At 72.5% G+C, this 12,718-nt stretch carries 13 protein-coding genes; 7 read left to right on the top strand and 6 right to left on the bottom strand.

What is annotated here, in order from left to right; all coding sequences use genetic code 11:
• Positions 1-6: 6 nt before the first annotated feature.
• From ABIA38_RS06470 to ABIA38_RS06460, 3 genes are all read right to left on the bottom strand, one after another.
• Positions 7-648, bottom strand: coding sequence for a uridine kinase (locus ABIA38_RS06470; protein WP_424637458.1), 642 nt, complete (start codon positions 646-648; stop codon positions 7-9).
• Positions 649-715: 67 nt separating this feature from the next.
• Positions 716-1,030 carry a hypothetical protein gene (locus ABIA38_RS06465; protein ID WP_424637457.1) on the bottom strand — a complete coding sequence of 105 codons (315 nt, stop codon included), beginning with the start codon at positions 1,028-1,030 and terminating at the stop codon, positions 716-718.
• A 162-nt stretch (positions 1,031-1,192) separates the two neighbouring features.
• Positions 1,193-2,245: a questin oxidase family protein gene (locus ABIA38_RS06460; protein WP_424637456.1), complete on the bottom strand. Its 1,053-nt coding sequence runs from the start codon at positions 2,243-2,245 to the stop codon at positions 1,193-1,195.
• A gap of 135 nt (positions 2,246-2,380) precedes the next feature.
• Here ABIA38_RS06460 and ABIA38_RS06455 point away from each other — a divergent pair, with 135 nt between their 5' ends.
• Complete coding sequence (locus ABIA38_RS06455; protein ID WP_424637455.1) at positions 2,381-2,989, top strand: superoxide dismutase; 609 nt, start codon at positions 2,381-2,383, stop codon at positions 2,987-2,989.
• A 161-nt stretch (positions 2,990-3,150) separates the two neighbouring features.
• Positions 3,151-3,819, top strand: coding sequence for a helix-turn-helix transcriptional regulator (locus ABIA38_RS06450; RefSeq protein WP_424637454.1), 669 nt, complete (start codon positions 3,151-3,153; stop codon positions 3,817-3,819).
• A gap of 284 nt (positions 3,820-4,103) precedes the next feature.
• Here ABIA38_RS06450 and ABIA38_RS06445 read toward each other — a convergent pair whose 3' ends face one another.
• Positions 4,104-5,597, bottom strand: a complete 1,494-nt coding sequence (locus ABIA38_RS06445; protein WP_424637453.1) for an AMP-binding protein — start codon at positions 5,595-5,597, stop codon at positions 4,104-4,106.
• Between the two features lie 206 nt (positions 5,598-5,803).
• Between ABIA38_RS06445 and ABIA38_RS06440 the strand changes: the two genes are divergently transcribed.
• The 4 genes from ABIA38_RS06440 (at position 5,804) to bioB (ending at position 9,187) form a co-directional block, all read left to right on the top strand.
• The gene (locus tag ABIA38_RS06440) at positions 5,804-6,691 is read left to right on the top strand and encodes an isocitrate lyase/PEP mutase family protein (RefSeq protein WP_424637452.1); all 888 of its coding nucleotides are present in this window, start codon (positions 5,804-5,806) and stop codon (positions 6,689-6,691) included.
• Positions 6,692-6,827: 136 nt separating this feature from the next.
• Complete coding sequence (locus ABIA38_RS06435; RefSeq protein WP_424637451.1) at positions 6,828-7,229, top strand: pyridoxamine 5'-phosphate oxidase family protein; 402 nt, start codon at positions 6,828-6,830, stop codon at positions 7,227-7,229.
• A 79-nt stretch (positions 7,230-7,308) separates the two neighbouring features.
• The gene (locus ABIA38_RS06430; RefSeq protein ID WP_424637450.1) at positions 7,309-7,923 is read left to right on the top strand and encodes a DJ-1/PfpI family protein; all 615 of its coding nucleotides are present in this window, start codon (positions 7,309-7,311) and stop codon (positions 7,921-7,923) included.
• A 202-nt stretch (positions 7,924-8,125) separates the two neighbouring features.
• On the top strand, positions 8,126-9,187 hold the full coding sequence (gene bioB / locus ABIA38_RS06425; RefSeq protein WP_424637449.1) for a biotin synthase BioB: 1,062 nt from the start codon (positions 8,126-8,128) through the stop codon (positions 9,185-9,187).
• 34 nt (positions 9,188-9,221) lie between these two features.
• Here the strand turns inward: bioB and ABIA38_RS06420 are convergent, their stop codons facing one another.
• Complete coding sequence (locus ABIA38_RS06420; RefSeq protein WP_424637448.1) at positions 9,222-10,436, bottom strand: threonine synthase; 1,215 nt, start codon at positions 10,434-10,436, stop codon at positions 9,222-9,224.
• A 57-nt stretch (positions 10,437-10,493) separates the two neighbouring features.
• A complete protein-coding gene (locus ABIA38_RS06415; protein WP_424637447.1) occupies positions 10,494-11,189 on the bottom strand; it encodes a FadR/GntR family transcriptional regulator in 696 nt (231 codons plus the stop codon).
• Positions 11,190-11,399: 210 nt separating this feature from the next.
• Here ABIA38_RS06415 and ABIA38_RS06410 point away from each other — a divergent pair, with 210 nt between their 5' ends.
• Entirely contained in the window at positions 11,400-12,653 is a 1,254-nt protein-coding gene (locus ABIA38_RS06410) for an MFS transporter (RefSeq protein WP_424637446.1), read from the top strand.
• The last annotated feature ends 65 nt before the right edge of the window (positions 12,654-12,718 follow it).

The raw sequence follows: 12,718 nt of genomic DNA, 5'->3' as shown, positions 1-12,718 counted from the left end.
CGCGGGTCAGCGGTGTTGCCGTCGGACCAGCGCCGGATGCGCGGGATGGTCGTAGCGCACCACGAGGTCCGCCTCGGTCGTGGGCACGATCTCCTCCGCGTAGCGGGTCAGCGCCGCCAGCGTCCACTCCAGGTCGGCGGGCGTGCGGCGGCGCAGCGCTCCCGGGGACAACCACAGGTGGACGGTCAGTTCCAGGGGCAGCCCCTTGCCGAGCAGGAGCGGCCCGTCCAGGAGCAGCACCCCGCCCTCGGGCAGCGTGGTGTACGCGGCGCGGGTGGCCCGGTCCCGGGCCGCGTCCCACAGGCTGGGCAGCACCCGGCCGCTGCCGCCCGCGCCCAGCGGCTCCAGTACCTCGCGGCGCAGCCCGGCGTCGTCCAACCAGCCCCACAGGTAGGACTCCGCGTCGGTGTGCCCGTACTCCAGGCGCACCGACGCGGGACGCAGGAAGTCGTGTGCCCGGACCCGCAGTACGGGACGCCCGCGCAGGCGCAGCGGCGCCACCAGCGCGTCGGCGAGCGCGCCCGGGTCGGCCGCGTCCGCGCCGTCGACGGCGACCCGGGTCCACGGCACGTCGGCCGCGCGGTCGGTGATCGCGTCCACGATTTCGTCCACCAGACCGGCCGGGGTGACCGGTCGTACGCTCACCATCGGCGGGTCGGGCGGGGCCCGTTCGGTTCGATCATGGACCCATTCTCGACATGGGCTCCTCGGGCGATTACCGGGTGGGCAGGGGCGGCGGCTGCGGGGCCCGGACGTGCGGTGCCTGGACATTGGGCACGGGTACGTTCGGCACCGACACGTTCGGCGGCGGGACCTCGACGAAGCCGCCGGAGATGCCCTGGTGGATGCCGATCACGGCGGGGCGCAGCTCCTTGACGATGTCCGCCTCGGTGATGTCGCCGACTCGGCTGGTGTCGCTGCCGAGCGTGTCCGCGCGGCCGGCGGCGAGCGCGGGGGCGGCCGAGCCGAGGGCGAGCAGGACGGCGGCGGTCGTGGCGCCGGTGGCGGCCAGGAGTGTGGTCAGGCGCATCGGGTGTCCGTTCGTCGGGGCCCGCGCGGGCGGCGGGCGGGAGGTCGGTACGGGTCCAGCGAACGCAACTCGATAGGCCGAGTGGGGGAATCTCCCTCGAACGAGGGCGTGTCGCGGCCGCCCATCCCGCTCGCCTGCCCGTCTGCTCGCCCGCCCGTTCGGTCAGTCCCGGAGCGGTGGGATGCGCTCGGCCGCGAACAGGCCGGCCGACAGGGCACGCGGGTCGCCGGACCGGGCATATACGTCCGCCGCGCTGTCCGCGAGCTTGATCACATGCTCGTCGGCATGCTCCCGGGCGCGGTGCAATGCCTCGGTCGGATCGGCGGCCGGTGCGGGTGCCCCGGGCGCGTCCTCGCGGGCCATGTAGACCGCGAATACCGCGCTGCCGGTGGCCCAGGCGGTCAGGTAGGACGGGATCCACTGCTCGGCCGGCAGCGCGGGCAGTACGCGCAGCACCGCGTTGGGCGCGGTCACCCCGTGTACGTTCATCACCGCGTTGCCGTGTCCTCGGCGCAGGTAGCGCAGGGTGGCCGCGTGTACGACGTCGGCGAGCAGGTCGCGGGCCTGCTCGGGGGTGTCGGCCGGCTGTACGGACAGGGTGGCGCTCAGCCATGGCTCCCAGCCGGCCAGGAAGGTCAGTCGCCGGCTGATGTGGTCCTTCTCGTCGACCGGGAGCGGCGGTACGGCGTCCAGCGCCTCGAACGGCGTGCGGCCCCCCGCGAGCCTAGGCAGTTCGGGCAGCGCCTGGTTGCTCGACGCGAAGTAGGCCATCGCGTGCACGAACTCGGCGAGCCGGACCGGACTCTCGCCGGCGTCGAGCAGCGCGCGGACCGCGTGGCCGACCCGGATCACCCCGTGTGTGGCGCCGCCGGGCAACCCCGGGAGCAGACGCGGCCACCACAGCGCGAGCAGCTCGCGCCACGGCCGTTCGGCGATCTCGTCGGTGAACAGCACGATCCAGTCGCCGTCCCGGGCCCGGTCGCCGAGCGCCTCGTGCCACGCGTCGCGGGCGATCCGTTCGGTGGGTCGCCGCGCCGGTTCGAGTCTGCGGGTGTAAAGGTCGAGCCAAGCGGGCACGGCTTCCCACTGGCCCGAGTGCACGAGCGCCTCGACGGCCATCGGCCCGTGGTTGGACAGTTGGTCGTCGAACTCGGAACCGGTGCGGTGCAGGCGCTCGAATGCTTCGTCCAAGGTTTCGGCGGCTTGCTGATGCATCGTCAACTCCTTCGTGTGCCCAGGTGGATCCGGGGCTTCCGGTTGGGACAGTTAAGTCTTGCCTAACTTGCCCGGGATCCTTCGAGAAGCATAGGGTCGACTCGTCACCGCAACCACTGCGCAGGAGGAACTCCCGTGGCCGACACGGTCTACACGCTCCCCGACCTGACCTACGACTACGCCGCCCTGGAGCCGCACATCAGCGGCGCGATCATGGAGCTGCACCACGACAAGCACCACGCGGCGTATGTGGCCGGTGCCAACACGGCGCTCGAGCAGCTCGCGGACGCCCGCGACAAGGAGGCCTACGGCACCATCTCCAAGCTGGAGAAGGACCTGGCCTTCCACGTCTCCGGTCACGTGCTGCACAGCCTGTTCTGGACCAACCTGGGCCCGACCGGCAACGGCGAGCCCACCGGTGACCTCGCCGAGCAGATCGGCGTCGACTTCGGCGGCTTCGAGCAGTTCCGCGCGCACATGACGCAGACCGCGATGACCGTGCAGGGCTCGGGCTGGTCCGTCGCCGCGTGGGAGCCGCTCTCGCAGCGCATCGTGGTCACCCAGGTCTACGACCACCAGGGCAACATCCCGCAGGGCACCGTGCCGCTGCTGGCGATCGACGCCTGGGAGCACGCCTTCTACCTGCAGTACAAGAACGTCAAGGCCGACTTCTTCAAGGCCGTGTGGAACGTCTTCAACTGGAACGACGTCGCCACGCGCCTCGCGGCCGCCAAGGGCGCCTGAGGAACGACGTGTCGGGCGGGGCCGCGCGGGGTTTCCCGTGCGGCCCCGACCGATATGTGGGTGGGCACACTCGGGGTACGCACTCGGGGTACGCACATGGGGCAGACACTCGGGGCAGACACTCGGGGCAGACACTCGGGGCAGAGGAGAGAGGCGAGCGGGTGACCGAGCAGGACGCGTTCGCACTGTTGCCCGAGACCCGGCGCGAGATATTGCGGCACCTCAAGGGCGCGGGCGAACTACGTGCGGAGGAACTGGCCGACGCGGTCGGGATGACCGCGAGCGGCATGCGCCAGCAACTGGCCGGGCTGGTCGCCGAGGGCTATGTGACCCACCGGCAGGTACGGCTCGGGCCGGGGCGGCCCAAGCACGTCTACCGATTGACCGCGGCCGGCTCGAACCTGTTCCCGCGACGCTACGGCGACCTGGTCGGAGACCTCCTGGAGACCGCGCAGGCCGAGGAACCCGGCTTTGTGGACCGGCTGTTCGACCGTCGGCGGGAGCGCCGCCTGGAGCGGGCGCGGGCCCGGACCACGGCGGCCGGGCTGGCCGATCGGGTCGCCGCGATAGCCGCGATCCTGGACGAGGACGGATACCTGGCCGCGGCGGAACCGCTGGCCGACGGCGCGGGGTGGTTGATCGTCGAGCAGAACTGCGCGATCTTCGACGTGGCGGTGCGGTGTGGCACGGCGTGCTCTTCCGAATTGGCCTTTCTGCGGGAGGCGTTGCCGGATACGACGGTGCGGCGGGTGAGCCACATGGTGGCGGGGGCGCCGCATTGCGCGTACGAGATTCGGCCGGCGGGGTCGGGGGGCGAGGCGTGCTCGTAGCTCTCGGGGTGGGCTGCGGTTGCGTTGCACTTGGCTTGGGTTGTGTACCCGCCCGCTCCACCCGTTGCGTTCACCTCGATGCCTGCGGTTCCAGAGGCGGCGGGGCGACCTGGTCTGGCCCCGCGGCCCCCGGGGTGGCCGGCCGGGAGTTGGTGGATTGGCTGCGGATTCGGGGCGGGCCTTCCCCAAGTCGCCGACGGTGGTTGCGGTTCGGCGCGTCAGCGCCCACGAGTTGGGTTGCCCCAAGTGATCGACGCGCGAAGCGCGGAGAGCGGCGAAGCCGCTCAACAAGCAGCCACCTGTTCGCGTAGTGCCGGCTTGTTGACCTTGCCGGTGCCGGTGACCGGCAGGGCGTCGGTGAGCAGCACCCGGCGTGGGATCTTGAAGCCGGCCAACCGCGAACGGCACAGCGTCACCAGGGCATCCGGGTCGACGGCTCGGCCCGGTGCCGGCACCACCACGGCGACCACCCGCTCACCCCACCGGGCGTCCGGCTCGCCGACCACCGCGACGTCGCGGACGTCCGGGTGTTCGCGCAGGACCGCCTCCACCTCGCGGGCGCTGACGTTCTCCCCGCCGGTGATGATCACGTCCTTCTTGCGGTCCAGGACGTACAGGTAGCCCGCCGGGTCGAGGCGGCCCAGGTCGCCGGTACGGAACCAGCCGTCCGCGAACTCGCCGGTGTCCAGCCGCCAGTAGCCGTCCGCGACCTGCTCGGACCGGACCGAGATCTCGCCGGTGGCGCCGATCGGCAGCGGCCGGCCCGCGTCGTCGACGATGCGGATCTCGACGCCGGGGCCGGGGCGGCCGGCGGCGGCGTACAGCTCGGGGCGGTGGTCGGCGGCGGTCAGGAATACCGCGTTGCCGGACAGTTCGGTCATCCCGTAGCCCTGGCCCAGGTCGCAGCCGAGCAACTCGTGCACTCTGCGGATCAGTTCGGGGGTGATCGGCGAGGCGCCGTAGCTGATCGAGCGGATCCGCTCACGCAACCCGTCGCCCTCGTGGACGTGATCGAGGAGGGCGTCGATCATGGTCGGCGCGAGGGACAGGCTGGTTACCGCGAACTCACGGACGATGGAGGCCAGTTCGGCGGGCCGGTAGCGGTGCAGGACGACTGCCGGGCGGCGGGCCAGGTGGTGGGCGAGTACCTGGTAGCCGGCCACGTGGGCGAGCGGGAAGGGGGTCAGCACGACCGTGTCGGGGTCGACCGGACGGCACGCGAGCGATGTGCGCATCGACGCGCTCAGGCTGCGGTGGGTGAGCCGGACGCCCTTGGGACGGCCCGTGGTGCCGGAGGTGAACAGCAGCCAGGTCGGCGCCGTTTCGTCGGTGGCGGCGACGAAGTCGGGCGCGGGGGTGGTGATCGCCTCGGCCGGGTCGATGGTCGGGCCGCCGGTCCAGCCGAGTTCGGCGGTCAAGTCGGCGTCTCCGAGCAGCAGTTCGGCGTCGGAGCGGGCCAGCTGATCGGCCCACTCGCGCGGGTGCAGCCGAGGGTTGAGCGGCACCAGTACGCGACCGGCCCAGGGGACGCCGTAGTAGGCGGCGACATACTCGGCCCGGTTGTGCGCGAGGATGCCGACTCGGCCACCGGGGGAGGTGCGGGCGGCCACGAAGGCGGCCAGCGCGCGGGCGTGGGCGGCCAACTCGGCGAACGTCCACGAGGTGTGTGCGGGCGCGGGTGTTGCGGGGTGCGCGTGGGGTTGGGTGGCGGGGACGATCAACGCCGTACGGTCGGGTACTTCCCGAGCCGCGGCGACCAGGATTTCGTGCAGCAGCATCGGGCCTCCAACCTTCTCGCCGGGACGCTACCGCAGCGGCCGGCGGCGGCTCGGCAGGGGCCCGATGGTCCGGGCGGCGCCCATCGCCTCGGCACGGCCTGCCGGTGGCTGCGGGCGTCGGGCTCAGCCGGCATTGTTCGCTCATGTCGGAGCAGAGGCGATCGGGCCCGATCAACCGTCCGACGCGAGCCGGAGGAGCACGCCCGATGACCAGCGCGAGCCGTTCCCAGCCCAGCCACCCCGACCCCGGCCACGCCGACGCCGGCCCGTCCCACCCCGGCGCTGCCCGGCAAGCCGCGCGCTTCGCCGAGTTTCGGGATCTCCATCGTCCCGGGGCGCCGCTCTTCCTGCCCAATGCATGGGATCACGCGTCCGCCTCGGCGCTGGTCGAGCGTGGGTTTTCGGCGGTGGCCACGACGAGCCTCGGGGTCGCGGTTTCGGCGGGCAAGCCGGATGGGGTCGGCGGCACCCGGGACGAGACGCTGCGGCTGGGCGCGGGCATTGCCCGACTGCCGGTGCCGGTGAGCGTGGACATCGAGGGCGGCTTCGGCGAACGCCCGGAGGACATCGCCGCGTTGGGCGTCGAACTGGTGCGGGCCGGCGTGGCCGGCGTCAACTTCGAGGACGGGCGCGCCGACGGGACACTGCGTACGGTGGAGCGGCACGCCGCACTCGTGGCCGCGCTCAAGGAGGCCGCGCCGACGTTGTTCGTCAACGCGCGCGCGGATACCTACCTGACGGCGGGCGCGGCGGCCTCGCTCGCCGAGACGACCGAGCGGATCCGGGCGTATCGGGCGGCCGGCGCCGACGGCGTATTCGTCCCCGGGCTTCAACACGAGGCCACCATCGAGACCCTGGTGGCGGCCACCGACGCGCCGCTGAACATCCTCTTCACCCCCACCGGCCCGACCTGTGCGCGCCTCGCGGAGCTGGGCGTAGGCCGGATCAGCGCCGGTGGGCTGCTCTTCCGTACCGCGATCCTGAGCGCGGTGGACCTCGCGTGGGCGATCGCCCAGGGCACCGACCCCGGGCCCGGGCGCGCGCTGACCCAGGCACAGGCGCTCGCGCTGACCGAGGTCTACCGACGGGACTGAGCCGGGGCGAGCCGAGTCGCACCGACCCGGGCCGAGCCGGCCCCGGGCCCGGCCGCGGCGGGCGGCATACTGCTGAGCGGTGGGCCGGCCCGGTTCGCCCGACCCCGGCCGGCCCGATCGCGAAAGACCCGACCCGATGACGCTGCACGTACCGCCGAGCACCACCCCGGACCTCCTGGCCTTCTGGCGGGAACGACACCTGTGTCTCCTGGTCACCCACCGCCCCGACGGCACGCCGCACCTGGTCCCGGTGGGCGCCACCTACGACGAAGAGGCCGGGATCGCCCGGGTCATCGCGCACGGGATGAGCAAGAAGGTCCGCAACATCCTCGCGGCCGGCCCGGGCGCCCGCGTCGCGGTCTCCCAGGTCGTCGGCCGCCGCTGGTCCACGCTCGAAGGCATCGCCACGATCAACCGGGACCCGGAGGCGATCGCCGAGGCGGTCCGGCGCTACACCGAGCGCTACCGCGAACCGCGCGTCAACCCGGAGCGCGTGGCGATCGAGATCGCCGTCACCCACCGTATGGGCACGCTGTAGCGGCGCCGAGAAACCCGTAGCGGCACCGAAAAAGCCAACCAACCAACCAACCAGCCACTCACCGAACGGGGATCGTCCGATGACCCAGGTTGCCGTGGTCACCTTCGACGGCTTCAACGAACTCGACAGCTTCGTCGCCGCGGCGATCATCAACCGCTGCCGGCGCGACGGGCTCACGGCGTACATCACCACGCCCCACCCCACCGTCACCTCGATGAACGGCGTCGAGATCACCGGGCAACGCGGCCTCGACTTCATCCCCGAAGCCGATGTCGTGTTGATCGGCAGCGGCATCAAGACCCGCGACGTGGTCGCCGACGACGCCCTGCTCGCGGCCCTGCCGCTCGACCCCACCCGGCAACTCGTCGGCGCACAGTGCTCCGGCGCGCTGGTCCTGGCCCGCCTCGGCCTGCTCACGGACCTGCCGGCGTGTACGGACGCGACCAGTCGGCCATGGGTCGAGGCGGCGGGCGTCGAGGTGTTGGACGCCCCGTTCCACGCCGCCGGCAACATCGCCACCGCGGGCGGCTGCCTGGCCTCGCAGTACCTCGGCGCCTGGGTGATCACCCGGACCCTGGGCGAGGCGGCGGCGCGCGCGGCGATCGACTACGTGGCCCCGGTCGGCGAGAAGGACGCCACGGTCGACCACGTGTTCGCGGTCCTGCGCTCCGGCGAGCGGGTGTCGACAGTCTGAGGGCGTTGCCGCGTACGTATGTGTTCGTGATCGCCACAACCGGCGCCACAACAGCTGTCACCACAGGCTTCATAACGGGCCATAGCAGGCTGTAACGGGCAGGTGGCCGCACGGTTTACCAGGGTCGAGACAAAGGAGCGGGTTCGATCTTGTCTGGTTGCCGCATGGGGGTGACGCGCGAAGATCGGCGAGGCTGCCGAGTATGAACTTGGATTTGGATGGCCTGGTGGCGAAGGCGTTGCGGTGCGAAGTGCCTTCCGGGGACGAGTTGTCGGCGATCCTGGGTGGTGCCGGGGAACTGCTCGACGTGGTGGCGGCCGGTGGTCGGGTACGGCGGCACTTCTTCGGCCGGCGGGTGAAGCTGAACACCATCATCAACATGAAGAGTGGGCTCTGCCCGGAGGATTGCTCCTACTGCTCACAGCGGCTCGGGTCGGCGGCGGAGATTCTCAAGTACTCGTGGATCACGCCGGAGGAGGCGGCCAAGACCGCCGATCAGGCGGTTCGGGCCGGGGCGAAGCGGGTGTGTCTGGTGGCGAGCGGGCGTGGCCCGGGCAGCCGGGACATCACCCGGATCGAGGACACGATCGCCGCGGTGCAGGAGGGCAGCCCGGACGTCGAGATCTGCGTCTGCCTGGGGCTGCTCTCCGACGGGCAGGCCGAACGGCTCGCCGCGGCCGGGGCGCACGCCTACAGCCACAACCTCAACACGAGCGAGGCGCGTTACGCCGACATCTGCTCGACGCATACCTTCACCGACCGGACGGACACCCTCCAACGCGCGGGTTCGGCCGGGCTTTCGCCGTGTTCGGGGGCGATCTTCGGGATGGGCGAGTCGGATCAGGACATCGTCGATCTGGCCTTCGCCTTGCGGGAGTTGGACCCGGACTCGGTTCCGGTGAACTTCCTGATCCCGTTCAAGGGCACGCCGCTCGCGGACAACTGGGAGCTGACGCCGGAGCGTTGCCTGCGCATCCTGGCGCTGTTCCGCTTCGTCTTCCCCGACGTCGAGGTCCGGTTGGCCGGTGGTCGGGAGATCCACCTGCGCAGCCTCCAGCCGCTCGCGCTGCACCTGGCCAACTCGATGTTCCTGGGCGACTACCTGACCAGCGAGGGCCAACCGGGTGCGGACGACCGGCAGATGATCGCCGACGCGGGCTTTGTGATCGAGGGCGCCGACGAGCAGACCCTGCCGGACGCCCGACACGACCTGGTGGCGATTCGCCGCCGGGGCGCGGGCAGCGACCTGCCGGCCAACGCCTGAGCCGACTCCCGTGGCGGCCCGGGCCGGGCGGCGACTACGTGCTGATGCCGGCCGCGCGCAGTCGGCGTTCGATCGCCGGCCAGGTCGGGTCGATCGGGTCCGCCGGCCGGCTGCCGGTGTCGAGGTCCTTGAAGCCGCTGGAGGTGGCGATGCAGACAACCGGGCCGTCGGCGCTCGGGCCCTCGGCGCGCAGGCCCGCGAGGCCGGCTGCGGCGGAGGTCTCCGTCCACATCCCCTGGCCGGCCAACTCCGCGCGGGCCGCCGCCAGTTCGGCGTCGCTGACGAGCAGCGCGCGGCCGTTGCTCGCGCGCAGCGCGTGCACGCCGCGGTAGCCGCCCACGGCGCAGTCGATCGCATACGCCGCGGTCGGGCCGACCGGGACCTGCGCGGCCGGTAGCCCGGTGCGCATCGCGGCGGCCAGCGGGCCGCCCGCCGCGGGCTCGCAGGAGAACAGCCGAGGGACCCGGTCGGTCAGCCCCAGGCGGCGCAGTTCGGCGAAGCCCTTCCCTACGCCGAAGAGCAGTTCGCCATAGCCGGTCGGGACGAACACCGCTGCCGGGACTCCGAGTTCGGCGTGGATCTCGTACGCGATGGTCTTGTAGCCCTCCGGGCCGAACGGGTGCCCGGTGTGCGTGGCGGTGAGATTGCTCAACGGATGGAAGCCGAGCCGGTCCACGATCTCGCGCATCAGGCCCCAGCGCGCCTCGGCCGGCACGGTCAGCACCGTCGCGCCGTAGGCGTGCAGGAACGAGTCGACCGCCGGCGGTGCGCCGGCCGAGGCCAACACGATGGCGGGCAGCCCGGCCCGGGCCGCGTAGGCCGCCGCCGACGCGCCGTGGTTGCCGGACGAGGACACCACGACGCCGGGCGCGCCGAGCACGACGGCGGCGGAGACCGTACAGCGGTTGATCCGGTCCTTGTGGCTCCAGGTCGGGTTGCGCGACTCGTCCTTGACGTAGACCCCGTCGCCGAGGTCGACCAGCGGCGTGCCGCCCTCGCCGAGCCCGGGCGCGCGCAGCGGCGGCAACAGCGGTGCCCAGCGGTCGAGTCCGGCTCGTGGCCCGGTCGTCGGTGCGAACAACTCCGGCTGCACCCGGTCGTACGCGTAGTCCACCTCGACCGGATAGGCGATCTCGTCGGTGCCGGTTGCCGGACACCCGAGAACCAGCGGCGGCCACAGCGGATAGCTGATCGTCGGATCGCCCATCGAGCGCTGCACGGTGGCCAGGGACCGGTCTTCGAGGATCATGACCGTCGAGCCTACGGGCCGGGTCCGACACCGGTGCGGATCGTATGCCGCCCGGGCTCAGCTCCGGGCCCGGACCGCGTGCCAGTCGTGTGTGTCGGTCAGGTTGGCGTCGGCCTGGCGGGCGGCCTCGCCCGGGTCGCGGTCGCGCAGCGCGCGCAGGAGGTCCTCGTGGCCGGCCGGGTTGGCGCCCTGGTAGGTCGGGTCGGTCCAGGAGTCGGCCACCGAGTCGCGGACCGGGCCGGACAGATTGCGGTACAGCTCGGCCAGCAGGGGATTGTGCGCCGCGTCGGCGACGCCCAGGTGGAACTCCCAGTCGGCCGCGATCCACGCGTCGAAGTCCCGCTCGTCCCAGGCCGTTCGGCGCCGGCGCAGCGCGTCGTCGAGGGTGGCCAGGTCGGCCTCCTCGGCCCGGATCGCGGCCAGCCGGGCGGCCTGGAGGTCGAGCGCCTGGCGGACTTCGAGCACGTGGCCGAGGTCGCTGCCGCCGTAGAGCCGCTCGACCGCGCCGGACAACTCGCTGATCGCGCGGACGTAGGTGCCGTCGCCCTGGCGCACGTCCAGGAGACCCGCGTGGGCGAGCGCGCGGACCGCCTCGCGTACCGTGCCGCGGGCCACCTGGAGTTGGCTCATCAGCTCCGGCTCGGGCGGGATGCGGGTGCCCACCGGCCAGTCGCCGGAGGTGATCCGCTCGCGCAGTCGGGCGATCACCTCGGCGGACAGCGCCGGCCGGCGCACCGATTCGAGGCTGCTCATGGCGCGGGCTCCTGACCTGGGACATCGAACCTGAGGGGGTTTTCAGGATACATCCGGGATACGTCCGATGATCGGATGTCACCGAGCGTCACGCGGGCAGTGTCCGAGTCCGGTCGTCGTTCGGTCGTCGTCCGGGCATCGCCTGCACGCCGTTTGCACGCCGCTGCACGCCGCCTGGACATCAATCGTCAGACGTCTTACCTTTGAGCCATGACTTCCATAGCCACCGCCGGCACACGTCCGGCGCCGAGTATCGATTCGGCCGGTCGTCGGCGTGCCGGGTGGCTGGCCGGCGTGGGCATCGTGCTGATCGCGTTCAACCTGCGGCTGGGGATCAGCAGCGCGGCGGCCCTGCTCGAGGCGCTGCGCGGCGCGCTCGGCTTCGGGTCGGTGACCGCCTCGCTGCTGCCCACCCTGCCGACCCTGTGCTTTGCCGGCGCGGGCCTGACCGCGTCGCCGCTGGCCCGCCGGTTCGGTACCGAACGGGCGGTGCTGGTCGCGCTGTTCGCGCTGGCCGCCGGGCTCGGGGTGCGGGCGGTGCCGGCGACCTGGGCGCTGCTCACCGGCACCGTGCTCGGCATGTCCGGGCTCGCGGTGGGCAACGTACTGCTCCCCGCGCTGCTACGCGCGCACTACCCGCACCGCGTGTCGATGTTGACGGGCGTCTACACAACGGTGATGGCGCTGGGCGCGACGCTCGCCGCGGCGGTGGCCGTACCGGTCGCGGACGGGCTCGACTCGCCCTCGTTCGGGCTGGCCGTGTTCGCGCTGCCGGCCGTGCTGGCGCTGCTGGTGTGGTCGCTGGTGCGGGCGCCGCACGCGCTGACCCCGAAGCAGGGCGGCACGACGTACGTATCGCCGTGGACGATGGCGCGCACCCGATTCGGCCGGCTCGTCACCGCCTATTTCGCGCTCCAGGCGCTGAACTGCTACGCGCTGGTGGGCTGGTTGCCGACGCTGCTCTCGGACCAGGGGATGAGCCGAGGCGGCGCGGGCGCGATGTTGGCCATCACCCAGGGCGCGGGCATCCCGGCGACCTTCGGGCTGCTCGCCTTCGTCCGGGCCACCGGGCGGTTGCGGCCGGCCTTCGTCCTGGTCTCGGCGAGCATGCTGATCGGGTTCACCGGGCTGCTCCTGGCGCCGGTCGCGCTGCCCGTGTTGTGGGCCGCGACGGTCGGGGTGGGCTTTTGTTCCTTCCCGCTGGTGCTCTCGGTGATCGGCGGCAGTGGCAGCGGCGCCGCCGAGACGACCGCGTTGTCCACGCTGGCCCAGTCCCTCGGCTACGCGGTGGCCGCGACCGGCCCGTTCGCGCTCGGCCTGATGCACGGCGCCACCGGTGGGTGGACGGTGCCGATGGCCGCCCTGGTGGTCACCGCCGTCGGCCAACTCCTGGTCGGCCTGGTGTTGTCCGCCAACCGCGGCGCGGCCGGCGCCGCCGAGCCGGGGCCCCGGCCGACGGCCTGATCCGGACCCACCCGGACCGGGTGTCCCGAGGCCGGCCGGCCCCGGGACACCGGACGCCGCCCCGG

The organism is Embleya sp. AB8, assembly GCF_049739465.1.
Lineage (GTDB): Bacteria > Actinomycetota > Actinomycetes > Streptomycetales > Streptomycetaceae > Embleya.
Note: the sequence above shows the minus strand (reverse complement) of the source record. Positions and strands in the feature narration are given on the sequence as shown.